Annotated in this window: 22 protein-coding genes; 21 read left to right on the forward strand and 1 reads right to left on the reverse strand. The window is 59.3% G+C overall.

Going from position 1 to position 22,249, the window contains the following annotated elements; genetic code table 11:
* Positions 1-63 precede the first annotated feature (63 nt).
* From ACZCED_RS19000 to ACZCED_RS19040, 9 genes are all read left to right on the forward strand, one after another.
* Positions 64-3,060 carry an AIR synthase-related protein gene (locus ACZCED_RS19000; RefSeq protein ID WP_464861439.1) on the forward strand — a complete coding sequence of 999 codons (2,997 nt, stop codon included), beginning with the start codon at positions 64-66 and terminating at the stop codon, positions 3,058-3,060.
* The gene (locus tag ACZCED_RS19005; protein WP_462970365.1) at positions 3,057-3,881 is read left to right on the forward strand and encodes a phosphoribosylformylglycinamidine synthase subunit PurQ; all 825 of its coding nucleotides are present in this window, start codon (positions 3,057-3,059) and stop codon (positions 3,879-3,881) included. The genes ACZCED_RS19000 and ACZCED_RS19005 overlap by 4 nt, the downstream gene beginning before the upstream one ends.
* A 215-nt stretch (positions 3,882-4,096) precedes the next feature.
* A complete protein-coding gene (locus tag ACZCED_RS19010) occupies positions 4,097-5,017 on the forward strand; it encodes a lysophospholipid acyltransferase family protein (protein ID WP_462970366.1) in 921 nt (306 codons plus the stop codon).
* 34 nt (positions 5,018-5,051) lie between these two features.
* Entirely contained in the window at positions 5,052-6,092 is a 1,041-nt protein-coding gene (gene waaF / locus ACZCED_RS19015) for a lipopolysaccharide heptosyltransferase II (RefSeq protein WP_462970367.1), read from the forward strand.
* Positions 6,089-7,168, forward strand: coding sequence for a lipopolysaccharide heptosyltransferase II (gene waaF, locus ACZCED_RS19020; RefSeq protein WP_464861440.1), 1,080 nt, complete (start codon positions 6,089-6,091; stop codon positions 7,166-7,168). The genes waaF (ACZCED_RS19015) and waaF (ACZCED_RS19020) overlap by 4 nt, the downstream gene beginning before the upstream one ends.
* Positions 7,165-7,956: a glycosyltransferase family 2 protein gene (locus ACZCED_RS19025; protein WP_464861441.1), complete on the forward strand. Its 792-nt coding sequence runs from the start codon at positions 7,165-7,167 to the stop codon at positions 7,954-7,956. Before waaF (ACZCED_RS19020) ends, ACZCED_RS19025 begins: the two co-directional genes overlap by 4 nt.
* The gene (locus tag ACZCED_RS19030) at positions 7,916-9,148 is read left to right on the forward strand and encodes an O-antigen ligase family protein (protein WP_464861442.1); all 1,233 of its coding nucleotides are present in this window, start codon (positions 7,916-7,918) and stop codon (positions 9,146-9,148) included. The genes ACZCED_RS19025 and ACZCED_RS19030 overlap by 41 nt, the downstream gene beginning before the upstream one ends.
* Complete coding sequence (locus tag ACZCED_RS19035; protein WP_464861443.1) at positions 9,141-9,908, forward strand: glycosyltransferase family 2 protein; 768 nt, start codon at positions 9,141-9,143, stop codon at positions 9,906-9,908. The genes ACZCED_RS19030 and ACZCED_RS19035 overlap by 8 nt, the downstream gene beginning before the upstream one ends.
* A 29-nt stretch (positions 9,909-9,937) precedes the next feature.
* Entirely contained in the window at positions 9,938-11,038 is a 1,101-nt protein-coding gene (locus ACZCED_RS19040; protein ID WP_464861451.1) for a glycosyltransferase, read from the forward strand.
* Between the two features lie 29 nt (positions 11,039-11,067).
* Here ACZCED_RS19040 and ACZCED_RS19045 read toward each other — a convergent pair whose 3' ends face one another.
* Positions 11,068-12,852, reverse strand: a complete 1,785-nt coding sequence (locus ACZCED_RS19045; protein WP_464861444.1) for an ABC transporter ATP-binding protein — start codon at positions 12,850-12,852, stop codon at positions 11,068-11,070.
* Positions 12,853-13,226: 374 nt separating this feature from the next.
* Between ACZCED_RS19045 and ACZCED_RS19050 the strand changes: the two genes are divergently transcribed.
* The 12 genes from ACZCED_RS19050 to ACZCED_RS19105 all read left to right on the forward strand — a co-directional run.
* Positions 13,227-14,180 carry a GSU2086 family protein gene (locus tag ACZCED_RS19050; RefSeq protein ID WP_464861445.1) on the forward strand — a complete coding sequence of 318 codons (954 nt, stop codon included), beginning with the start codon at positions 13,227-13,229 and terminating at the stop codon, positions 14,178-14,180.
* 74 nt (positions 14,181-14,254) lie between these two features.
* Positions 14,255-14,830, forward strand: coding sequence for a D-sedoheptulose-7-phosphate isomerase (locus tag ACZCED_RS19055; RefSeq protein ID WP_462968506.1), 576 nt, complete (start codon positions 14,255-14,257; stop codon positions 14,828-14,830).
* Complete coding sequence (hldE, locus tag ACZCED_RS19060) at positions 14,827-16,359, forward strand: bifunctional D-glycero-beta-D-manno-heptose-7-phosphate kinase/D-glycero-beta-D-manno-heptose 1-phosphate adenylyltransferase HldE (protein ID WP_464861446.1); 1,533 nt, start codon at positions 14,827-14,829, stop codon at positions 16,357-16,359. Before ACZCED_RS19055 ends, hldE begins: the two co-directional genes overlap by 4 nt.
* Positions 16,334-16,507: a Trm112 family protein gene (locus ACZCED_RS19065; protein ID WP_462968026.1), complete on the forward strand. Its 174-nt coding sequence runs from the start codon at positions 16,334-16,336 to the stop codon at positions 16,505-16,507. The genes hldE and ACZCED_RS19065 overlap by 26 nt, the downstream gene beginning before the upstream one ends.
* Positions 16,504-17,034, forward strand: coding sequence for a DUF4416 family protein (locus ACZCED_RS19070; RefSeq protein WP_462968025.1), 531 nt, complete (start codon positions 16,504-16,506; stop codon positions 17,032-17,034). The genes ACZCED_RS19065 and ACZCED_RS19070 overlap by 4 nt, the downstream gene beginning before the upstream one ends.
* Before the next feature lie 2 nt (positions 17,035-17,036).
* Complete coding sequence (locus ACZCED_RS19075; protein ID WP_464861447.1) at positions 17,037-17,918, forward strand: YicC/YloC family endoribonuclease; 882 nt, start codon at positions 17,037-17,039, stop codon at positions 17,916-17,918.
* A 24-nt stretch (positions 17,919-17,942) separates the two neighbouring features.
* Positions 17,943-18,197: an extracellular matrix/biofilm biosynthesis regulator RemA family protein gene (locus tag ACZCED_RS19080; RefSeq protein WP_462968023.1), complete on the forward strand. Its 255-nt coding sequence runs from the start codon at positions 17,943-17,945 to the stop codon at positions 18,195-18,197.
* A 6-nt stretch (positions 18,198-18,203) separates the two neighbouring features.
* Positions 18,204-18,803, forward strand: coding sequence for a guanylate kinase (gene gmk, locus ACZCED_RS19085; protein ID WP_462968022.1), 600 nt, complete (start codon positions 18,204-18,206; stop codon positions 18,801-18,803).
* A gap of 1 nt (position 18,804) precedes the next feature.
* Positions 18,805-19,587 (forward strand): 23S rRNA (guanosine(2251)-2'-O)-methyltransferase RlmB, encoded by a 783-nt coding sequence (gene rlmB / locus ACZCED_RS19090; protein ID WP_464861448.1) that lies wholly within the window; start codon positions 18,805-18,807, stop codon positions 19,585-19,587.
* A 134-nt stretch (positions 19,588-19,721) separates the two neighbouring features.
* Positions 19,722-20,945 (forward strand): isocitrate dehydrogenase (NADP(+)), encoded by a 1,224-nt coding sequence (gene icd / locus ACZCED_RS19095; protein WP_462968020.1) that lies wholly within the window; start codon positions 19,722-19,724, stop codon positions 20,943-20,945.
* A gap of 9 nt (positions 20,946-20,954) precedes the next feature.
* The gene (locus ACZCED_RS19100; protein WP_464861449.1) at positions 20,955-21,764 is read left to right on the forward strand and encodes a phosphoribosyltransferase family protein; all 810 of its coding nucleotides are present in this window, start codon (positions 20,955-20,957) and stop codon (positions 21,762-21,764) included.
* A 247-nt stretch (positions 21,765-22,011) separates the two neighbouring features.
* On the forward strand, positions 22,012-22,249 hold a 238-nt coding region (locus ACZCED_RS19105; RefSeq protein ID WP_464861450.1), incomplete at its 3' end, for a laccase domain-containing protein.

Consider the following 22,249-nt stretch of genomic DNA (forward strand, 5'->3'; position numbering starts at 1 on the left):
AATAGACAGAATGCCTCCATTCCAAATTCAACACTCAAAATTCAAAATTACTTTGGGACAATCATGCCGCAACGAATCGAAATCACCTTAAAGGAGCAGCTGTTAGACGCGGAAGGGCAATCCCTTCGCCTCAAGGCCAAAAACTATTTTGACATCGATCTGCAGCGGGTGCGCACCGTACATATTGTCACCATCGATGCGGATCTGACGGCCGACCAGGTCGAGCGGGCACGCACGGAGATATTCACCAATCCGGTGACCCAGGTGTCGTCCCTGGAGCCGCTGGATGTGGATTTCGACTGGATCGTCTGGGTCGGGTACCGTCCCGGTGTCCGGGACAATCCCGGCGCCACCGCTGTCGAGGCGGTGGAAGACTTGCTGCGCCTGCAGCTGAAAGCCGGTCAGGCGATCTACACGTCAAAACGATATTGCCTGAAGGGCAACGGCCTCACCCGCCCGGATGCCGAAAAAATCGCCGGCGAACTGCTGGCCAACGACATCATCCAGCAGTGGGCGGTCTTTGATCGCAGCCAGTGGGACCCGGCCATCGGCATCGGGTACGTCATTCCCAAGGTGATGCTCGACCACCAGCCCGAAGTCGCCACCCTGGCCATCGACAGCGATGAGACGCTGACCCGGCTCAGCGACCAGCGCAGCCTGTCTCTGAACCCCCGGGACATCCCCACCATCCGGTCCTATTTTCTCAAGCCGGAGGTGCAGCGCCAGCGCCGGCAGGTATCGCTGTCAGACCCCACCGACGTGGAGCTGGAATACATCTCCCAGGCCCGCAGCGATCACTGCAACCACAACACCTTTGGCGGCCGCTTCCACTACCGGGATTTAGAGACCGGCAAAGAAGAGACCATCGACAGCCTGTTCAAGACCTATATCCAAGGCCCCACACTGGCGCTGAAGGAGCAGAAACCGTGGGTCGTCTCCGTGCTGTGGGACAATGCCGGGGTGGGTCGTTTTGACGCGGGCCACCACTACGTGATCACCGGTGAAACCCACAACTCACCCTCCAACATGGAGGCTTACGGCGGGGCCATTACCGGCATCGTGGGCATCTACCGGGACCCCATGGGCACCGGCAAAGGCTCGAGACTGATCATGGGCAGCTACGGCTACTGCGTGGGGCCGCGCGACTATGCGGGAGATCTCAAACCGCGACTACACCCCCGTCGCCTCCTGGACGGCGTGATCGAAGGGGTGCGCGACGGCGGCAATAAAAGCGGCATTCCCACGCCCTTCGGGCAGGTGATGTTTCATCCGGGGTATCTCGGAAAATGCCTGGTTTTCGTAACGGCCCTGGGTATCATGCCGGCAACGATCAACGGCGAACCCTCGGACCAAAAGACCATCCTGCCCGGCGACCTGGCCATCATGCTGGGCGGCCGGGTGGGCAAGGACGGCATCCACGGCGTGACGGCCTCTTCGGCTTCCTTTTCGGAACACACACCGGCCGGCCACGTCCAGATCGGCGATCCTTACACCCAGAAGAAGATGCACGATTTTCTGCTGGAGGCCCGCGACGAAGGGCTGATTCGCTTCATCACCGACAACGGCGGGGGCGGGCTCTCCTCGTCCATCGGCGAGAGCGCGCTTTTTTCCAATGGATGCGACATCCAACTGGAAAAGGTGCCCCTGAAATACGATGGATTGGACCAGTGGGAGATTTGGATCTCCGAATCCCAGGAGCGCATGACCGTGGCCATCGACCCCGCGCACCTGGACCGCTTCATGGCGTTGAGCCGGCAGCATGCCGTCGAAAGCAGTGTCATCGGTACCTACACCGATACCGGCAAGCTTCATATCTCTTACAACGGGGCCACCTGTGCCTACATCGATCTGGACCTGCTCACATCAGCCTTTCCCCAGTGGGTGTTCGAGGCCGTCTGGCGGCCGCCGGCCCTGCGCGGCCTGACCGAGCCCGTGCTGGGCGCACCGGAAGATTGCGAGTCCCTGATCCTGGACATGCTGGGGCGCCCCAACATCTGCTCCAAGGAGTGGGTATGCCGCCAGTACGACCACGAGGTGCAGGGCACCAGCGTGATCAAACCCCTGATCGGCGCCGGCCGGGATGTCCCCACCGATGCGGCCGTCATCCGCCCGGTGCTGACCTCGCAGCAGGGCCTGCTCTTTTCACAGGCGTTGATCCCCATGATCTCGGCCATTGATGCCTATCACATGACCACCTGCACCATTGACGAGGCCGTGCGCCGGGCCATCGCCGTGGGTGGGGATCCGGAGCATCTGGGCGGGGTGGATAATTTCTGCTGGCCCACGATCCAGTACGATCCGCTGAAGAATCCCGACGGCAAGCACAAAGCCGCTCAACTGGTGCGTTCGTGCAAAGCGCTCAAAGCGATGTGTATGGCCTATGGCATACCGCTGCTCTCCGGCAAGGACTCCATGTACGTGGATGGTCATCTGCCGGGCCGCTATGGCGAAACCCACAAGGTCTCGGCGCTGGAGACGCTGCAATTCTCGATTACCGGTGTGATCAAGGACGTCGGCCGATGCCTCACCATGGATGCCAAAGTCCCCGGGGACCGGGTCTGGGTCGTGGGGATCACCAGAAACGAACTGGGCGGCTCGGAGTACTACGAGCACCTGGGCCATGTGGGCCTGAATGCCCCCGTCGTCGATCCAGAAAGCTTTGCCGCCTGCTATCGCAGCATGGCGAAAGCGGTCGAGAAGGGGCTTCTGGCATCCTGCCACGGCATTTACCGAGGCGGGCTGGCCGTCCATCTGGGCCTGGTGGCCATGGGCGGCGAACTGGGCCTGGCGGTGGACCTGCGCCAGGTGCCCTCGGATGGCGTCGACCGCGACGACACCCTGTTGTTCTCGGAAAGCGCCGGCCGGTTCGTCGTGACTGTTGCGCCTGAGAACCAGGATGCTTTTGAACGGCTGATTGACGGGCATCCGGCAGCCTGTGTGGGAGAGGTGACCGAGACGCCTCAACTGGAAATCACCGGCATCGACGGCCAGCGCCTGGCCGCCTTGCCTGTCGAACGGATGAAATCGGCCTGGAAAGGGCCTTTTGGGGATCTGATATGAGCACAAAACCGAACGTACTGGTGCTGACGGGTTTCGGACTCAACTGTGATCATGAAACGGCGTATGCCTTCGAGCTTGCCGGGGCATCGGCCAAACGGGTGCACATCAACGCCCTGATTGCCGGCGACGTGCGCCTGGATGATTTCCAGATCCTGGCCTTTGGCGGGGGCTTCAGTTGGGGAGACGATCACGGCGCCGGAGTGATCCAGGCCCTGCGCCTGAAAACGAACATCGGCGACCGCCTGCTCGATTTCGTGGCCGCCGGAAAATTGATCATCGGCATCTGCAACGGATTCCAGACCCTGGTCAACCTGGGATTGCTGCCGGGGATCGATGGGGAATACACCCGACGCAGCGTGGCCCTGACCTACAACGATTGCGGCAATTTTCGTGACCAGTGGGTTCACCTGAAGATCAACCCCGACTCCGCATGCGTATTCACCAGGGACATGCGGACCATCGAGCTGCCGGTCAGGCATGGTGAGGGCAAGTTCTATGCGCTGGGCGATACGTTAGGCACGCTGGCGGACAACGGCCAGATCGTCATGCAGTATGCCCTGCCGGACGGTCAACCGGCCAACGGCGCCTTTCCCCACAACCCCAACGGCTCCCTGGCAGATATCGCAGGGATCTGCGACGCCAGCGGCCGCGTCTTCGGCCTGATGCCGCACCCGGAAGCCTACAACCATGTCACCAACCACCCGGATTGGACACGGCAGGTGGAAAAGCGCAAACGGGCCGGGGGCGGTCGCGGAGACAGCCTGGGGGCCGGGATCAGGATCTTTGAGAATGCCGTCGCCTTTTTCCGTTCAGCCGGTTGACAGCCACCCGGGGTTGCGGCGGTTGTGCCCGGTGACGGGCCGAGCCATCCGGGCGATCACCGGTTCGGCCTGTCCAACCCGTCATCCACCGCGCTCCCCGATTCATCCCGGTAGCAGACAATCGCCCCAACCATGCCCGGCGATCCGGATCGGCCGGTGCGTATTGTCGGCCGGTAACGGCGTCAACGCCGTCAAATCAATGCTGCCCATATAAAATGAAAAAAAAGAGACAACCGACGTCGACCGATTACCGGGTCTATGGGGTCATTCTGCGACTGATGCGGTCCCTGGGACGGATCCCCCGACCCGTTGCCCGCAGACTGGGCAATCTGTTGGGTGCCGCCGGTTTCCTGCTAGACCGGAGACACCGCCAGATCACATTGAACAATCTCGCGTTTGCCATGGGCGCGGAACTGGATGCCAGGCAGAGATGGCAAATGGCAAGGGCCATCTACCATAACCTGGGACAAATCCTGTTGGAGGTGGGGTGGTCCTTGCAGGCGTCCCCGGATGAGTTGAACAGCCGGTTTCGCATCGATGGGCTGGCTAATTACCGCGCCGCTTACGCAAAGGGAAAGGGAGTTCTGGCGATTACCGCCCATATCGGCAACTGGGAACTGTTGTCCATCGTCGCGGACAGGGTGAACATGCCGATCAACGTTCTCTACCGACCGCTGGATTTCATGCCCCTGAACCTTTTTTTTGATAAATTGAGGTCCCGCTTTGGCGCCCGGCTGATCCCAACCAGCCACGCCATGCTGAAAATCGTCAGGGTGCTGAAGAAAAAGGAAGTCGTCGCTATTCTAATGGACCAGAGCGTGGACTGGTACGACGGGGTCTGGGTTGACTTTTTTGGCCGCCGGACGTGCACCAGCAAAGGCATGGCGCTGGTTGCCCTGAAGACCGGGGCCCCGGTGCTGCCGGTTTTTTTATATCGGGAGGCCACCGGTTTTCGTGCCGTGTTCGGTGAAGAGATTCCGCTCGTGGCCACCGGGGATAGAACCAGCGACGTCGAAAGCAACACACTCAATTACAGCAAGGCAATCGAAAAAGGCGTCCGCAGGCACCCCGAGCAGTGGTTCTGGGTCCACCGAAGATGGAAAAAGAGACCCTACTGCCTGTGGCCGAGGGAATGATCATGACTTCTGGCTCATCGCGTAAACGCATAACATGACCCCGTTAAAGAAAAAAAAGATCAAGCGGCTGCTCATCCGATCCACCAACTGGATCGGTGATGCGATCATGACCACGCCGGCGGTTCGCGCCATCCGGCACAACTTTCCCGGCGCCCATATCGGCATGCTGGCCAAACCCTGGGTGGCACCGGTGTTTGCCCACAGCCCGCACGTGGACGAGATCATCATCTACGATGCCAACGGGCGGCACAGCGGAATCGGCGGACCCATCCGCCTGGCCAGGGACCTGAGGACCTACCGGTTCGACGCGGCCATTCTGCTGCAAAATGCCGTCGAGGCGGCTTTGATCGCTTTTATGGCCGGCATTTCCCATCGCATCGGCTTTGACACCGACGCCCGGCGATTGCTCTTGACCCATCCGGTGCGTTGCACCAAGGCGATCAAGGCCATCCATCAGACCGGCTACTATCTCAAGATGATCGAAGGGGCCGGACTGACCGGCGGGGACCGGACGCTCGAGCTGCATCTGGGAGACGAAGACCGGCAACGGGCGGGGCGGATCCTGTCGGCGCACGGCATCACGGCTGACCACCGGGTGGTCGGACTCAATCCCAGCGCTACCTTCGGTCCGGCCAAGCAGTGGTTTCCCGATCGGTACGCCGCCCTGGGGGACCGTCTGAGCAAGCGTCTCGGTGCCACCCTTTTGATATTCGGCGGACCGTCGGACCGTGAGCTGGGACGGGACATTTCCCGGATGATGGCGGTCCCGGCCATTGACCTGAGCGGCCGGACCAGCCTGGGCGAAGCCATGGCATTGATCGATCGCTGTAACGCCTTCGTCACCAACGATTCGGGCCTCATGCATGTGGCGGCGGCGCTGAACACCTCCCTGGTGGCCATTTTCGGCCCCACCGATTCATCAACCACCAGCCCATACAGCCAATCCAGCCGGATGGTGCGGGTACCCATCGAATGCAGCCCCTGCCTGCAGCCGGTCTGCCCGCTGGGGCACCACAACTGCATGAAACGGGTCTCCGTGGACATGGTGTTCGAGGCCATGGAGGACCTGCTGTGAATATCCTCATCGTCAAGCTCAGCGCCATTGGCGACGTGATTCATACGCTGCCTGCATTAAATGCCCTTCGTGAGCACTATCCGCATGCCCACATCACCTGGTTGGTGGAAGCGGCAGCCGCGGATCTGGTTATTGGCCACAGGGCCCTGAACCGTGTGATCGTATCCAGACGCAAGCGTTGGATCAATCAGCTCAAAGGGCCGCAACGGTCAACAGCGCTGTCTGAAATTCGCCGGTTCTGGCGGGAACTGCGTGACACCCGCTACGATATCATCATCGACTTTCAGGCCCTGCTCAAAAGCGGCCTGCTGGTCTGGCTGGCAAAGGGGCGGCGCAAGATCGGATTCGACAAAGGCATGCAGCACCAGGAGCACAGCTACCTGTTGCTCAACGAACGCGTACCGCCCGTGGACATGGAGGTGCATGCCCTGACCCGGGGGTTGATGCTGCTGGGTGCCATCGGCATAGAGGCGAAAGCAGTCGTTTACGATGTTCCCGTGTCAGCTGACGATTGCCGCCGGGTCAGGAGCATGCTGGAAAGCGAGGGCATCGACGGGTCCCGTCCGCTGGTGGCCGTCAACCCCGTGGCCTTGTGGGAAACCAAGCTCTGGCTGAACGATCGTTTCGCGATGCTGGCCGACCGGCTGACCGCTCAATACGGGATCGATGTGGTCTTTACGGGAGGGCCCGGCGACCGGGCGGCGGTCCGCGACATCCGCCGGAGGATGACGACGCCGTCCGTCGACCTTTCGGGACGCACGACACTGAACATGCTGGCGGCACTCTATCAGCGATCGGCGCTTCTGGTGACCACCGATACCGGACCCATGCACCTGGCTGCAGCGGTCGGTACCAAGGTTGTGGCCCTGTTCGGCCCGACCGCCCCCTGGCGCACGGGCCCTTTTGGCGATGGACACCAGGTGATCCGGACAGCGCCGCCCTGCAGCCCCTGTTTCAAACGCCAATGCGATGTGCATCGATGCCGGTGCATGACGGATATTACGGTTGATCAGGTGGCTGGCGCCGTCGGACGGATTCTCCACAGCCCCGACCGGCTCAATGCGGTGCCTTCGTGAACGTCTCAATCATCGTCACGACTTACAATCGTCCCACCGCACTCGTGAAGGTGCTGAATGGGTTGGCTCATCAGACGCGCGCTGCCGACGAGGTCATCGTCGCCGACGACGGTTCGGACCAGGAAACAGCGACGGCCATAAAAGAACTCAGCACGATCGCAACCTACCCGCTGTCGCACATCTGGCATGAAGATCGGGGTTTCAGGGCGGCAAAAATCAGAAATGACGCAATCAGGCGGTCAACCGGAGATTACCTTGTGCTATTGGATGGAGATTGCATCCCCAACCATCATTTTGTAGCGGACCATGTCCGGCTGGCGAGAAAAGGATCTTTCTTTCAGGGTAAACGGGTGCTCGTGGAGAAAACGGCGGCCCGTACATTCGATTGGCCACACGCCAATTCCCCTCGACGGCTGCTGAGGCTGATGCTTTCCGGAGGCCTCGAGAATGCGCACCACCTGCTGCGCTGCCCACTCTACCCGCTGTTGTCCTCACCGGGGCTTTCAGGCACGCGCAGCTGCAACATGGGTATTTTCAGATCGGACCTTTTCGCCGTCAATGGCTTCAATGAGGACTTTGTGGGTTGGGGGCGAGAAGATTCCGAGCTGGTGGCCCGGCTTTACAACTACGGTCTCAAGCGGAACGTGCATCCTTTCATGGCGATTTGCTTCCATCTGTGGCATGCGGAAAACAGCCGTGATCAACTGGCCCATAATGATGAAATCTTGAGAAAGGCGCGACTATCCAATGACTATTACGCTCCTCAGGGACTGGCTAAAAGATCCTGACACCGCTGCCGGCCAAAAAGCCCTGTATTCAGCTGCGGCACTGACCTTTTTTTGCCTGTCGCTGGGCACCGCCCCGTCGACCATCGCCGGCGCCCTGACCGCGGCCATCTGGCTGTTTTCGGGCATTGCCCTGAAACGGCGCCGCATCTACACCTCGACATACTGGTGGCCTGTGTTCGCGCTTATTGTGTTGTATTGGGTTGGCATGCTCTACACGCACGATACCACCGGCATCGGTATGGAGTATGCCGAAAAGACCTATTACTGGCTGTTCGGGCTGTCCGTGGCGGCGATCCCCTTTCACCGCTTCAGCGCCGCCCGATTGGTTCAGGCGTTCATGCTGGGGTTAGGGATCAACGTCATTGCGGCCATTGCCCAGATGGTCTTCCAATTGCCGGATCAACACAATCAACACCGAGGTCTCGGGCCGGATTACAGCACCTTGTCCGCATATCTCATCGTCGGCATCATGATGAGCGCCTTTTTCCTGAACCGGGAGCGAAGGGTCAAGATCAAAATGGCCCTCGTGGGGCTCATCGGGCTGTACTTTTTCCATTTCGTGATCCTTCAGAGCCGGGCCAGCTATGTCGCGCTGGTGCTGTTGGTGCCTTTTATCGGCTACACATTCTTCAAAAAAAGTAAGCTGATTAAAACCATGGCCGTCTGTTTGTTGGTACCGTGCCTGATGATGTTTTCCCCCATTGTTCGAAATCGAGTAGCCGAGACCGTCAGCCAATTGAAGTATCATCTTTACACCGGCGACGAAGCCGCATGGGGAAATAAATATTCTGCGCAGCAGGATCGATTCTACATGTGGAACGGGGCCCTGAGGATTATAAGAAAAAATCCGTTGCTTGGCGTGGGCACCGGGGGATATCAAACAGCGCTGAAAAATTCAGACAGCGATCCCAATGTGCCGCTGATAGCTCATCCCCACAACAATTTTTTATATGTGACAGCGAGTTTCGGTGTCGTGGGGATGGCAGTGTTCTTATGGTTCCTAGTCGTTGGGATTGTCAACGGTTGGCGGCAGAGAAAGACCGTCGAAGGATATTTTGTGTTTTGTGTTTTCCTGGTAATGATAACCACAGGGCTCTTTAATACACAGATACTGGATGTGGGCGCCGCTTTCCTCATATCCCTTGCCATCGGCGTGCAACAATCCTTTTTGCGGAGTGATACATATGACTGATCGAACGCAGGCCCTTCTGTCTGTTGCCATTATTGCCGCAAATGAAGCGGATCGAATTGAAGCGTGCCTCCAAAGCCTTGCTTTCGCGGACGAAGTTATTGTGGTCGTAGATTCGAGAAGCAGAGATAAGACATTGGACATTGCACGATCCTACGGATGTCGAACGTTTTCAAGGGAGTGGCCTGGGTTTGCGAAGCAAAAGCAATATGCGGTTGATTCGGCAAAAAATGATTGGGTGTTGATCCTGGATGCCGATGAACGTGTCCCTGAAGAAACTGCCGAAGGCATTATGCGGTTGCTCACCGCGCCGGACCCGGATATAGCTGCTTATGGATTGTTGAGGAAGAACTTTTTCCACGGGCGATGGATTCGCAGATGCGGGTGGTGGCCTGATCGGGTGGTGCGATTGGTAAACCCGAAAAGAGGCCGCTTCAGCGATCACTGGGTTCATGAGCATTGGGAGGCAAACGGCACGGTTAAAGATATAGGCCTAGTCCTTGAGCATCGAAGCTTTCGCAAATACGCTGATTTGGTCGATAAAATGCAAAATTATTCGACGCTCGCCGCACGGCAGATGAACGAAGCGGGCTGCCGGGTCCGTTGGTGGACACCGGCCTCTCACGGTGTGTGGATGTTTTTCCGAACCTACTTCCTGGAATTGGGGCTGCTGGAAGGCTTCGATGGATTTATGATATCAACCCTCAATGCGGGTGGATCTTTTCTAAAATATGCCAAACTCAGAGAACTTCAACTGTACTAGTGATTGAGATGAAATCCATCCTTACGATCATGCACACCGAAAGCCACCGCAGTTGGGGCGGGCAGGAACTGCGTGTTCTCAGCGAGTGCCTCTGGATGAAACAACAGGGCCACCAGACCATGCTGGTGGCACCCAGAAGATCGCAAATTTACACAAGGGCCCAGTCAGCCGGTCTGAACCTATTCCCTATGTCTTTTTCCAATCTGACGGCCGTGGTTGACTGCTTTCGCCTCAGGGGGCTGCTTAAAAAAAATGCTCCGGACGTGTTAAACACACACGGCAATATGGATGCCAAAGTGGGGTTGATGGCCGCTCGCGGCTTGGGCATACCCTGTGTGATCCGCTCCCGGCACCACAGCCACCCAGTGGCTCCCACAGCCTACAATAAATGGATGTATCAAACGCAGAGCCATTACGTGTTCACTACCGCACAGCGTGTTGCAGACCAGATTTCACGGGACCTGGCCGTGGATCCGTCAAAAGTGGTCACCGTCGCCAGCGGCATTACTCCGCCTGAGGTGCTGATCGAGCGAACAGATGCCATTGGTCGTCTTCAAGAGGAATTCGATCTGGACCGAAACGTTCGGTTTATCGGCAGTGTGGCCATGTTGCGGGATTGGAAAGGTCATCGTTTTCTTCTGGATGGATTTGCCGCCATCAGTGATCAATTCCCTTGCCATCACCTGGTAATTGTCGGAGATGGTGACGAGATGAACGCACTCAAGGTGCAGCGGGAACGTCATGGTTTGACACATAAAATCCATTTTACCGGCTTCAGGGATGATCCCTGGCCCTGTTTCCGCGCCTTTGACCTCAACGTTCTTGCCAGCACCAAAAACGAAGGAATCCCACAGGTGTTGCTGCAGGCCATGTATGCCGGATGTCCGGTGATCGGTACCCGTGTTGGTGGGATGCCTGATGTCGTGGAAGACGGAATTACCGGGATGATCGTCGAGCCGGAAAATGCAGCCGTATTGGCAACAGCCATTGCAGAGACTCTGAATAACCCGGAGGAGACCGGTAGAAGAGCAGAACGTGCGTTTCAGTTTGTTGCGAAAAACCACACCATCGATGCCATGGGAAAGCGGACCCTCGATCTTTATGAGAGGGTATTCTCCCAAAGCGCATGAGCGTGCCTCTGCGGTGGACCGGAAGAGAATCAGCTTTTCTCCTTCCCCCTGCCAGCAACGAGCCCCGCATTGGCTGCATATTGCATTCGATAGAGCTTGTCGTACTCGCCATTGAGGGACAACAGCGACTCATGGGTGCCTTCTTCCACGATACGGCCACCGACAATAACGGCGATTCGATCGGCGCTGGCAACCGTGGAGAGGCGATGCGCAATCACCACCGTCGTTCGTCCGCGCATCAGATTTTCCAGCGCCTTTTGAACGACGGCTTCCGCCTCGGAGTCAAGGGCTGAGGTGGCTTCATCCAGAATCAGGATGGGTGCGTCCTTGATCAATGCCCTGGCGATGCACAGGCGCTGTTTTTCTCCCCCGGAAAGCCTTCCGCCCAACTCGCCGATCATGGTGTCGTACCCATTGGGAAAACGCAGGATGAAATCGTGGGCAAAAGCCGCCTTCGCCACGGCAACGATCTGCTCAGCCGTGGCATCGGGTCTGCCATAGGCGATGTTGTCGCGAACCGTTTCATTGAACAGGATCGGCTCCTGGGTCACGATGGCGATCTGCCGGCGAAGGTCGGCCACGGCAGTCTCGCGTACGTCGATGCCGTCGATGCGGATATGACCACCGGTGACATCGAAGAAACGGGGAATCAGGTTGGCAATGGTGCTTTTGCCGCCGCCGCTCATGCCCACCAGAGCCAGCACCTCTCCTTTGTCTATCTTCAGGGTGATGCCCTTGAGAACCTCTTTTTCTCCGTAGCTGAAACGGACATCTTCGAACCGCACTTCATGGGAACCGGGTATGATCGGGACGGGAGACGCCGGGTCGCGGATATCGGAAGGGGTTTCGACGATATCGAAAACCCGATCGGCGGCGGCCAATCCCTGTTGGATGGTGTTGTTGAGGTGGCTCAGCTTCCTGACCGGATCGTACAGGAGCAGGACACATGCCAGAAAGCTCATGAAGGTCCCCGGTGTCGTTTTGCCGGCGATCACCTCCGATCCGCCGTACCAGATGACGAAGGCGATGCCCAGACCACCGAAGAACTCCATGATGGGTGAAGAAAGCGCGCGTACCTTGACCCCTTTGATCTCCAGGCCGAAGATCTGACGGGTCTGGTCGAAGAAGCGCTGCTTTTCGTGCTGCTCCATACCGAAGGCCTTGACGATCTTGTTGCCGGCGAAGGTTTCGTGCAGAAAGGCGCTCAGTTCGGCCATGGCCTGCTGGCAACCGGTGCTCACCCGCCTTACTTTTCGACCAAGGATGAAGATCGGCCAGAAGGCCACCGGCAGGATAAAAAAAGCCAGGATCGCCATGCGCCAGTTCTGATAGAAGATCACTGCCGTCAGGCCGACGATGGTCGCGACGTCACGCAGGGAGCCGGTGACGGCCGTGGACACCATGGCTTTGAGAATATTGACATCATTGGTGATGCGCGACATGAGGGTGCCGGTGCGCTCCTTTTGGAAAAAGGCCAGCGGCAGGTCCTGAATCCGGTCGTAAAGCTGGTTGCGCAGCCGGCGGATGATGTCTTCGCCAACGTAGTTCATGAAGTATTCCTGGCCGTATCGACCCAGGCCGTTGACCAGAAAGACGGCAATCACCAAAAGGGGCAAGACCAGCAGGCCGGTGGTATCCTTGTTGACGAAAATATCGTCGATCACCGGCTTGATCATGTATCCCATCGCGGTGGTGGCGCCCGATATCATCAGACTGGACCCGGCCGCGAAAACCAGGCGTGCCTTGTTCTTCCTGATCAGGGACAAGATCCGTCGATGCCGGTCCCTCAATTTTATGGTAAAGAAGTGTTTCACCTTGGTTTCCCTTTTTGGGCTGTGATTATTTGCCATGCGTCAATTCACTGTGCCCGGTATTTAACGCATGGGCGCTCTTTTGTAAACGATGCGGTTGAAAGCAGATTCGTCGATGCCCGGCGTGGCAGATAACAGGAACCGGCTTTGCCGGATAGCCATTGCCAATCCATGGCGGGCATTATATAAAAGTTTCAATCGAACGAGCTGGAGATCAATGCAGCTCAAGCTAAAGGATCTGTAATTTCAGCGGCAATTATTGCAATAACAAAAGTTTTGATGATCGCAATAAACGTTAATGCTTATCCTTTGTCCTGAGTGTCCAGCTTTCTTCTTCGCATCATGAGCGTTCACCTTTCAGCTTTGGAAACACAATCATGCCCTACCAGGAGATCGACCTTTCTGCAATCAAGAGCTATCCGGCCGCGGAGCGGGCCTCGAAGGTAACCACGGCGCTCGAAGGCCGCCCCTTGAGGCGCGGCATGCGCATGGCAGCGTTTTTGGAGAGTCTGCCCGCGGTGCTGAAAGCGGATGAACTCAAGGCGCTCGCCCGGGCCGTCGTTGATGCCCGGCGCCTGGGAAAACCGGTGTTGGTCATGTTCGGTGGCCACGTCATCAAGACCGGCTGCGCACCGGTGCTCGCCGGTCTGGCGGCCGACGGCTTCATCACCCACCTGGCGTCCAATGGCGCGGCGGCCATTCACGACACGGAGTTGGCGCGGTTGGGCCACACCTCGGAGGATGTGGCCACGCAACTGGCGGACGGCTCCTTCGGCATGGCGTCGGATACGGCCTTTCTGGTCAACCAGGCGGCCAAACGGGCGGCCGGTGGCCAGGAGGGGTTTGGTGAGGCGGTGGGGGCCCTGCTGCTCGAGGAGAACCCGCCGCACGTCCAGCGCGCCCTGATTGCCAGCGCCCATCGGTTGGCCATTCCCTATACCCTTCACGTGGCCCTGGGCACCGACATCGTCCACCAGCACCCGTCGGCCAGCGGTGCCGCCATCGGCGAGGCCTCGTTGAAGGATTTCCGCATTTTTGCAGCGACCGTGTCCAAACTGGGTGGCGGTGGCGTGGTGGTCAACCTCGGCAGCGCGGTCATTATGCCGGAGGTTTTTTTAAAGGCCCTGGCCGTGGCCCGCAACCTGGGCTATCCGGTCAAGGATTTCACCACGGCCAATTTTGACATGATTCAGCACTACCGCCCCGGTGTGAATGTGGTCCGGCGGCCGGTGCTTGCCGGCGGCCGCGGTTATGCGATTACCGGCCACCACGAAATCATGATTCCCCTGCTTGCCGCGTCGGTTTATGAATACGCGGGAACCGGGGCCTGATAGGGGGCCACGGAAAAATGCTGCAAATCGATCCCGTGTATGTTATTTTCGGGACATAGGAGGTTGTCGATTCCATGTTGAATGCCATGATCGAGGCACACGTTAAGTGCCTGCAACAACTGAAAACCATCCAACCGGCCCTGGAGCGGGCGGGCCAAACGCTTTTACAGTGTCTGCTCGACGGAGGTAAGATAATGATCTGCGGCAACGGCGGAAGCGCCAGCGACGCCCAGCACTTTGCCGCCGAGATCGTGGGCCGGTTCGAGAAAGAACGGCGCGCCTACCCTGCCATGGCCCTGTCCACGGACACATCTATTCTCACCGCCGTGGGAAATGACTACGGTTACGATGAAGTGTTTGCCCGCCAGGTGGACGGACTCGGCCGGCAGGGTGATGTCCTGTTGGGCATTTCCACCTCCGGTGGGTCGGAAAACGTGATCCGGGCCGTTAAGCGGGGCAGAGCCCTGGGCCTGCAGACCATAGGGCTGCTGGGAAAGGACGGCGGGTCCCTGAAGGGCATGGTGGACCAGGCGATCGTAGTGGAGAGCGCCACCACGGCCCGCATCCAGGAGACGCATATCTTTATTCTGCACTACTGGGCCTGGCAGGTGGAAAGCGGCCTGCCCCGTCTCCACGGAGATCAGGGGTGAGCGCCGCTTCCTCCTACAGCCATTTGGGCGGTCAACTGGCCCGCGCCACGGTCCTCGTCGTCGGCGATCTGATGCTGGACTGCTACTATTGGGGAGATGTGCGCCGCATTTCCCCCGAAGCGCCGGTGCCGGTGGTCAAGGTGAACGTCGGTGAGAAAACTTTTCGACTGGGCGGTGCGGGGAACGTCGCCGCCAACCTTTCCGGTCTGGGCTGCACGGCTGCCGTCATCGGACTGATCGGAGAGGATGCGGCATCGGTTCAGCTTAAAGACCTGCTGGCCGCCGCCAACATCCAGGATCGTTGCCTGGCTGATGCCGGTCGCCCCACCACCACCAAGACGCGGATCATGGCCGGCAAGCAGCAGGTGGTGCGGCTGGACGAAGAGGACGGCAGCGGTATCAAAGCCCAGACCCAAGAACGCGTCCTCGAGGCGGTCGAAGCGATGCTGCCTGACGTGGATGCGCTCATTTTGTCCGACTACGGCAAGGGCATGTTTGGCTCCATCGAATTCATCCAGGCGATCATCCGGTCGTGCCGGAGGATGGCAGTCCCCGTTTTCATCGATCCCAAGGGCAGGGACTGGAATCGCTATGCCGGGGCCACCTGCGTCACCCCCAACACCGCGGAACTGGAACTGGCCGCCGGCACCGAGGTCAGGGGAGAGAGCGATTTAATCCCCGTTGCCCGGGATCTTCGACGGCGGTTGGGCCTGGACTGGCTGCTGGTCACCCGGGGACCCAAGGGGATGGCCCTGTTCGGTGATGATGCCTCTCCGGTAATGATTGCCGCCCGGGCCAGAGAGGTGTTCGACGTATCCGGCGCCGGGGACACGGTTATCGCCACCCTGGCGGCCTGCGTGGCCACCGGTATGCGCTTTGCCGACGCGGCTGGCGTGGCCAACGCGGCTGCCGGCATTGTCGTGGGAAAACTGGGCACGTGGGCGGTCCGCTGGTCCGAACTGGAGGACGCGCTGATGGTTGAAATGGAAAAGCGGCCGGCGTCGACCCTGTGGAAGGTGGCCGACGTCGAGGAGGCCTCGGCGCGGCTATCCCGGTGGCGGCTGGCGGAGCAGCGGATTGTCTTTACCAACGGTTGCTTCGACCTGCTGCATCCCGGCCATGTCAGCCTGCTTCACCAGGCCCGGCACCTGGGCGACCGGCTGATCGTGGGGTTGAACACGGACGCGTCGATCAGACGGCTCAAAGGGGAGCAGCGGCCCATCCTCCCGGGGAACGACCGGGCCGCCATTCTCAGCGCGCTCGAGGACGTGGACATGGTGGTCTTTTTTGATGAAGAGACCCCATTGGACCTCATCGGCCAGCTCAAGCCGGATATCCTGGTCAAGGGAGCGGATTACCGGATCGACGACGTGGTCGGCAAATCGATCGTCGAGTCCTATGGCGGCCGGGTCTGCCTGGTGGATATCCTCAAGGGGCACAGCACCACTGCGATCGCCCGCAAACTGTCCGCGAACGGAACCAAAAAAGAAGAAGGAGTAAACCATGGCCATCAACCAGGACCTGCTTGACATCCTTGCCTGTCCCCAGTGCAAAGGGGAAATCCGCCTCAACGACACCCAGGACGGTCTGATCTGCGAAGCGTGCCGGCTGGTTTACGAAATCCGGGATGACATTCCCATCATGCTGATCGACGAGGCCAAACCCCTTAACCCATGAGTCTGCCCCAGCCTCCAACGCCGGCCAAACTGATTGTGGGCTTTTTCGTCAAGGACAAGGCCCTTGCTGCGGGCATCGCGGAACAATTGCAGGATCGGTTGGGTCCTATTGACATGATCAGTGCCTGGCTCGACTTCGATTTCACGACCTATTATGAAAAGGAGATGGGCGCACCGCTGAGTCGCCGGCTGATCGTTTTCAAAACCCTGGTCGAGCAGACCGAACTGGCCTCGATCAAGCGGATGACCAACACGCTGGAACAGGCCCACCAGCGGCAGGGGCAGCGACGGGTCAATATCGATCCGGGATATCTGCTGCCCGAGCGGTTCGTTCTGGCCAGCGGAAAGAACTTTACCCATCGCATCTACATCGGCCAGGGCATTTATGCGGACCTGACGCTGATCTATCAGAAAGGGGCCTTTCGCACGCTGCCGTGGACCTACCCCGACTATGCCGACAAGCAACTGACCGACTTTCTCACCCTGGTCCGGAAAAAATATATGCTGGATCTGAAGCAAGGGGAGTAACCATGATCAAAAGCATGACCGCCTATGCCCGGGCGGAAAACCAGAGCGCGGCCTACACCGTTCGTGTGGAGGTGCGTTCGTTCAACAGCCGGCATCTGGATGTGGCCTTGAAGCTCACCCACGGCTTCGAATCGCTTGAGGAGCGCATCAAAGGCATTATTGCCGAAAGCGTGGCCCGCGGACGGGTGGATATCCGGGTACAGATCCACGACGAGTCGGAGGCGGGCATCGCCTTCGAGGTCAATCTGCCGCGGGCCCGGGCCTACAACGATGCATTGACCCAACTGAGCCGGTCGTTGGACCTGGCCGGCCAGACCGGCATCGAAGCGGTCCTGTCGGCAGGCGGCATGATCCAGGCGGTTGAGGTGGAAAAAGACGTGGACGCCGTGTGGCCGCAGCTGGAACCGTGCCTGCGGATGGCTATGGCCGATCTGGATGCCATGCGACGGGTGGAAGGAGACAATATGGCCCGGGATTTCCGGCAGCGCCTGGAGGCCATCGAGGCCATGCTGGAGGAGATCGGCGACCAGGCTGCCCAGCTACCGGAGATGGTCCGGCAGCGGCTGATGGAACGCGTCGAGGCTCTGACCCACGGTGTGGTGGAGATCGATCAGACGCGCATAGCCCAGGAGGCGGCCCTGCTGGCCGACCGGAGCGATATCTCCGAAGAGATCGTGCGGGCCAACAGTCATATCCAGCAGTTCCGGTCACTGATGGAAGACGATACGCCGGCTGGCCGGCCACTGAATTTCCTGCTTCAGGAGTTTAACCGGGAGTTTAACACCATGGGCGCGAAATCGGGTAAGGCCACCATGTCCCACATCATCGTGGCGGTGAAATCAGAGCTCGAGAAACTGCGCGAGCAGATCCAGAACGTAGAGTAGCAAACGGTTGAGAAGGGAAGGGGGATGGAAAAAAAACTGTTGAACATCGGCTTCGGCAATACGGTCGTGGCTGAACGGGTGGTCTCCATTGTTTCGCCCAGTTCGTCGCCCATGAAGCGGCTCAAAGATGAAGCCCGTAATGAAAGGCATCTGGTTGACGCCACCCAGGGGCGCCGCACCCGGGCCATAATAATCATGGACAGCAACCATATCGTACTGTCCGCGATCCAGTTCGAAACCATCTCCCAGCGGTTTGAAGACCTGACAACGGAAAAGTGATCTCAGATGGCCAACAACCTGTCGACAGGCGAGCATGATGATCAACGGCGCAGCGGACGGCTCTTCGTGGTCTCCGCGCCATCGGGAGCCGGCAAAACCACCCTGTGTCAGGCGGCCCGCCGGCATCTGCCTGATCTGGTCTATTCGGTCAGTTCGACCACGCGGGCACCCCGCCACGGGGAGCAGGAGGGAAGAGACTATTTTTTCGTCACCGAAGCCCGGTTCCGCGAGGGGATCGACGCCGGGCAATGGGCGGAATGGGCCCGGGTCCATGACAACTACTACGGCACGTCGGCCCGGTTCATCGAGGATCACCTGGCCGCCGGCCGGGATGTCCTCATGGATATCGACGTCCAGGGCGCCGCGCAGATTTTAAGGCGCTACCCGGATGCGGTCACCATTTTCATCATGGCCCCGTCCATGGAGATCCTTCGCCGGCGGATCACCGCCAGAGGGCTGGACAGCGGCGCGGTGATAGACAAGCGCATGAAGAACGCCGAGACCGAAATCGCCTGCCGGGGGATGTACCGGCACGTGATCGTCAATGACGATCTGGACGCGGCGGTCACCCGGTTTGTGTCTCTCTTAAAAGGCGGGAACGCCTGACATGGCCGCAATGACCAAAAAGCGAAGGCCTGCGCCGGACAGCCGGGAGGTACTTTACGGTTTTCACCCGGTGATGGAGGCATTGACCGCCGGACGGCGGACCATGTATACATTGATGGTAGACCGGACGACCCTTTCCGAACGCCAGACGCGGGTCGTCGAGCTGGCCGAGAAACGGGGGGTTTCCTGTCAGACACTGACGCCTGAGCAGGTTCGCGCGGCCTGCGGCAGCGACCAGCACCAGGGCTTGGCCGCCGCCGTGGCGCCGCTGCCCGCCGATTCCATTGAATCGATCGTTTCCCGATCCGGTCAAACGGATAATGCCTGCCTGCTGGTCCTGCTGGACAGTATCGTGGACCCGAACAACCTGGGCGCCATTGTCCGCACGGCGCACTGCGTGGGCGCCGATGCACTGGTTATTCCCAAAGATCGTGCCGTCGGGGCGACACCGGCGGTGTCCAAGGCTTCAGCCGGGGCCCTTGAGCACACCCGGCTCTGCCGGGTGACTAACCTGGCCGCGACCATTCAATGGCTGAAAAAAGAGGGCGTCTGGGTGGCCGGCCTTTCCATGCAGGCGGACCAGACCGTTTTTCAGGCAAACCTGAACGGCCCCCTGGCCCTCGTGGTGGGAGGAGAGGAAAAGGGCCTGCGCCCACTGGTCCGGCAGCATTGTGATTTCCTGGTCTCGATCCCGCTGCGGGGGCGCGTGGATTCGCTCAATGCATCGGCTGCCGCGGCCGTTGTGCTCTACGAAGCCTTCCGGCAGCGTCAGCCGGCGCGGTGACAATTAAATTTTAAATGATGAATGATTAATTCTGAATGGTGGTTTGGGCCCTTTATTCAAACGGTAAAAAACCCATCATTCAAAATTAGAAATTAAGAATTTATCATTGGGTCTTGACCCGGGAGGAGCGCCTCATGGCAGATGCAGAAAAGATCAAAAAAAACAGCGACGGCAGTCTGAACGTTCCGGATCATCCGATCATTCCCTTCATCGAAGGCGACGGTATCGGGCCCGATATCTGGCGGGCGACCCGGTTGGTTATCGACGCAGCGGTTGAACGGACCTACAACGGAAACAGACGTATATCCTGGGTGGAACTGCCCGTCGGTGAAAAGGGCTACGAGAAAACCGGCAACTACCTGCCCCAGGAGGCCCTGGACGCCATCGAGGCCAACGTGGTGGCCATCAAAGGGCCGTTGACCACACCCATCGGCAAGGGGATACGGAGCCTGAATGTGGCCATCCGGCAGAAGCTGGACCTGTATGCCTGCGTTCGCCCGGTGCGTTATATCGAAACGGTTCCCAGCCCCATGAAACACCCCGAAAAAATCAACATGGTGGTGTTCCGGGAAAACACCGAGGATCTTTACGCAGGCATCGAGTGGGCCTCAGGAAGCGATGAGGCCAACACGGTGGCTGACTTTTTCAAAACGAAAATGGGGGTCGACCTGCCGCCCGCCTCCGGCATCGGCATCAAGCCCATCAGCCCGGCCAACACCAAGCGTCTGGTGGCCAGCGCCATTGTTCACGCCCTGGAGAACGGTTTTTCCAGCGTCACGCTCATGCACAAGGGCAATATCATGAAGTTCACCGAAGGCGCCTTTGCCCAGTGGGGCTACCAGGTGGCCAGGGAGCGGTTTGCCGACCGGACGATCACCGAGGCGGAACTCTATGACAAGCACGATGGCAGGGCACCCACAGGAAAGGTGGTGGTTAAGGATCGCATTGCGGACATGCTCTTCCAGCAGGTGCTTCTGCGACCCGATGAATACGGCGTCATCGCCACCCCCAACCTTAACGGCGACTATCTATCCGATGCCCTGGCCGCCCAGGTGGGCGGTCTGGGAATGGCGCCTGGCGCCAATATCGGCGACACCTGCGCCGTTTTCGAAGCCACCCACGGCACCGCCCCGAAATACACCGGCCTGGATAAGGTGAATCCCGGTTCTCTGATCCTGTCCGGCGCCATGATGCTCGATTACATGGGGTGGAAGGAGGCGGGGACTGCCGTTCGCGATGCCGTTCAGGCGGCCATCAAGGATCGCCGGGTGACCTATGATCTGGCGCGGCAGATCGAAGGCGCCCAGGAGGTCAAATGCTCCGAGTTTGCCGCGGCTATCGTCGCCCAGATGAAATAGGACGTCGGCATGCTTCACCGATTGAGGCTGCCGGGGGTGCTCGGGCGGCTGTTGCACGGCATGGGTGACGCCCTTTTTCCGGCCGTGTGCCTGGGGTGCAACCGTCTTTTTCAACATGACACCCCAACGCCGCAAACGGCCCATCCTGACGCTTTCTCCGCGGCAATGGCTCCTCACTGCTGCCCGTCCTGCCGAGACCGGTGGACGGCGGTGGCATCCCCATTGTGTTCGCGGTGCGGGATGACGTTCAAGAGCCGTGAGGGGGAGGATCACCTTTGCGGCCGATGCCTGGACCGACCCGGTGCCTTCAACCGGGCCCGCGCCGCCGGTATCTATGACAGCACCCTTAAAGCGGCGATCCATGCATTCAAGTTCAAGGACCAGGTGGTCCTGGCCAGGCCCCTGGGAAGACTGCTGCTGGATACCTACCGGCGCTATTGGACGACCGGCGAGATCGATGTGGTGGCGCCGGTTCCCCTTCACCGGCAACGATTCCGTCAGCGGGGATTCAACCAGGCCTATCTGCTGGTGAGACGATGGGCGCTACCCCAAGAAACGGCCGTCATCCGTGACCTGCTGGTGCGCACCCGGGCCACGGCCCCGCAGACCGGCATGGACCGGCGGCAGCGGCGGAAAAACATCCGGAACGCCTTTTCCGTGAACCGTCGCGGTCAAAGCGCAGGCAAGCGGGTACTGCTGGTGGATGATGTGTTGACCACGGGAGCAACAGTGGACGCCTGCGCGGATGCGCTGATGCGGGATGGGGCCAGGCGGGTGGATGTGTTGACGTTGGCCAGGGCGCAGCAGAATTCTTTTTAAATGGGTCTTGTGAGCCCATATCTGCGTTGGAACCGCGTTCCAAATCCTCGACCTACGGCGGTATGCCTGCGGTTTGAAACCCGATCTGGCTTCGATCTTGAATCAAAATCATCAATTTAATGAGAATTGCAACGACTTAGCTGGATTGGCAATGATTTTTCAATAATAAGGCAACCAACTGTATATACTAAAAAGTAATCAAAACTATCTGTTTCAATTTTCGGCGCTTGCGCAGATCCCGGGACTGGTGCATGCCGTCGTCAGCCGGCTGGGAGGAGAGAGCCGGCCGCCCTTCGACGGCTTGAACCTCAGCCATGGGGTGGGCGACGACCCGGCGGCGGTTGCGGCCAATCGCAAACGGGTGCGTCAGATGACCGGCGGCGTTCACGTCTACACCCGTCAGAATCACGGCACATCTATCCGGACCATTACCCGGGAAGCTGTCGACCGCGGTGAGGCGATTCAAACTAACCCGGCGCCGGCCG

Source organism: Desulfosarcina sp. (assembly GCF_055467485.1).

Bases quoted from the DNA above. Each gene is read 5' to 3' on its own strand.
- ACZCED_RS19035 (WP_464861443.1), top strand. From the start codon at position 9,141: ATGACTGATCGAACGCAGGCCCTTCTGTCTGTTGCCATTATTGCCGCA.
- waaF (WP_462970367.1), top strand. From the start codon at position 5,052: ATGACCCCGTTAAAGAAAAAAAAGATCAAGCGGCTGCTCATCCGATCC.
- ACZCED_RS19055 (WP_462968506.1), top strand. From the start codon at position 14,255: ATGTTGAATGCCATGATCGAGGCACACGTTAAGTGCCTGCAACAACTG.
- ACZCED_RS19070 (WP_462968025.1), top strand. From the start codon at position 16,504: ATGAGTCTGCCCCAGCCTCCAACGCCGGCCAAACTGATTGTGGGCTTT.
- icd (WP_462968020.1), top strand. From the start codon at position 19,722: ATGGCAGATGCAGAAAAGATCAAAAAAAACAGCGACGGCAGTCTGAAC.
- rlmB (WP_464861448.1), top strand. From the start codon at position 18,805: ATGGCCGCAATGACCAAAAAGCGAAGGCCTGCGCCGGACAGCCGGGAG.
- ACZCED_RS19050 (WP_464861445.1), top strand. From the start codon at position 13,227: ATGCCCTACCAGGAGATCGACCTTTCTGCAATCAAGAGCTATCCGGCC.
- ACZCED_RS19065 (WP_462968026.1), top strand. From the start codon at position 16,334: ATGGCCATCAACCAGGACCTGCTTGACATCCTTGCCTGTCCCCAGTGC.
- ACZCED_RS19100 (WP_464861449.1), top strand. From the start codon at position 20,955: ATGCTTCACCGATTGAGGCTGCCGGGGGTGCTCGGGCGGCTGTTGCAC.
- ACZCED_RS19080 (WP_462968023.1), top strand. From the start codon at position 17,943: ATGGAAAAAAAACTGTTGAACATCGGCTTCGGCAATACGGTCGTGGCT.
- ACZCED_RS19075 (WP_464861447.1), top strand. From the start codon at position 17,037: ATGATCAAAAGCATGACCGCCTATGCCCGGGCGGAAAACCAGAGCGCG.
- ACZCED_RS19005 (WP_462970365.1), top strand. From the start codon at position 3,057: ATGAGCACAAAACCGAACGTACTGGTGCTGACGGGTTTCGGACTCAAC.
- gmk (WP_462968022.1), top strand. From the start codon at position 18,204: ATGGCCAACAACCTGTCGACAGGCGAGCATGATGATCAACGGCGCAGC.
- ACZCED_RS19010 (WP_462970366.1), top strand. From the start codon at position 4,097: ATGAAAAAAAAGAGACAACCGACGTCGACCGATTACCGGGTCTATGGG.
- ACZCED_RS19000 (WP_464861439.1), top strand. From the start codon at position 64: ATGCCGCAACGAATCGAAATCACCTTAAAGGAGCAGCTGTTAGACGCG.
- ACZCED_RS19030 (WP_464861442.1), top strand. From the start codon at position 7,916: ATGACTATTACGCTCCTCAGGGACTGGCTAAAAGATCCTGACACCGCT.
- ACZCED_RS19040 (WP_464861451.1), top strand. From the start codon at position 9,938: ATGCACACCGAAAGCCACCGCAGTTGGGGCGGGCAGGAACTGCGTGTT.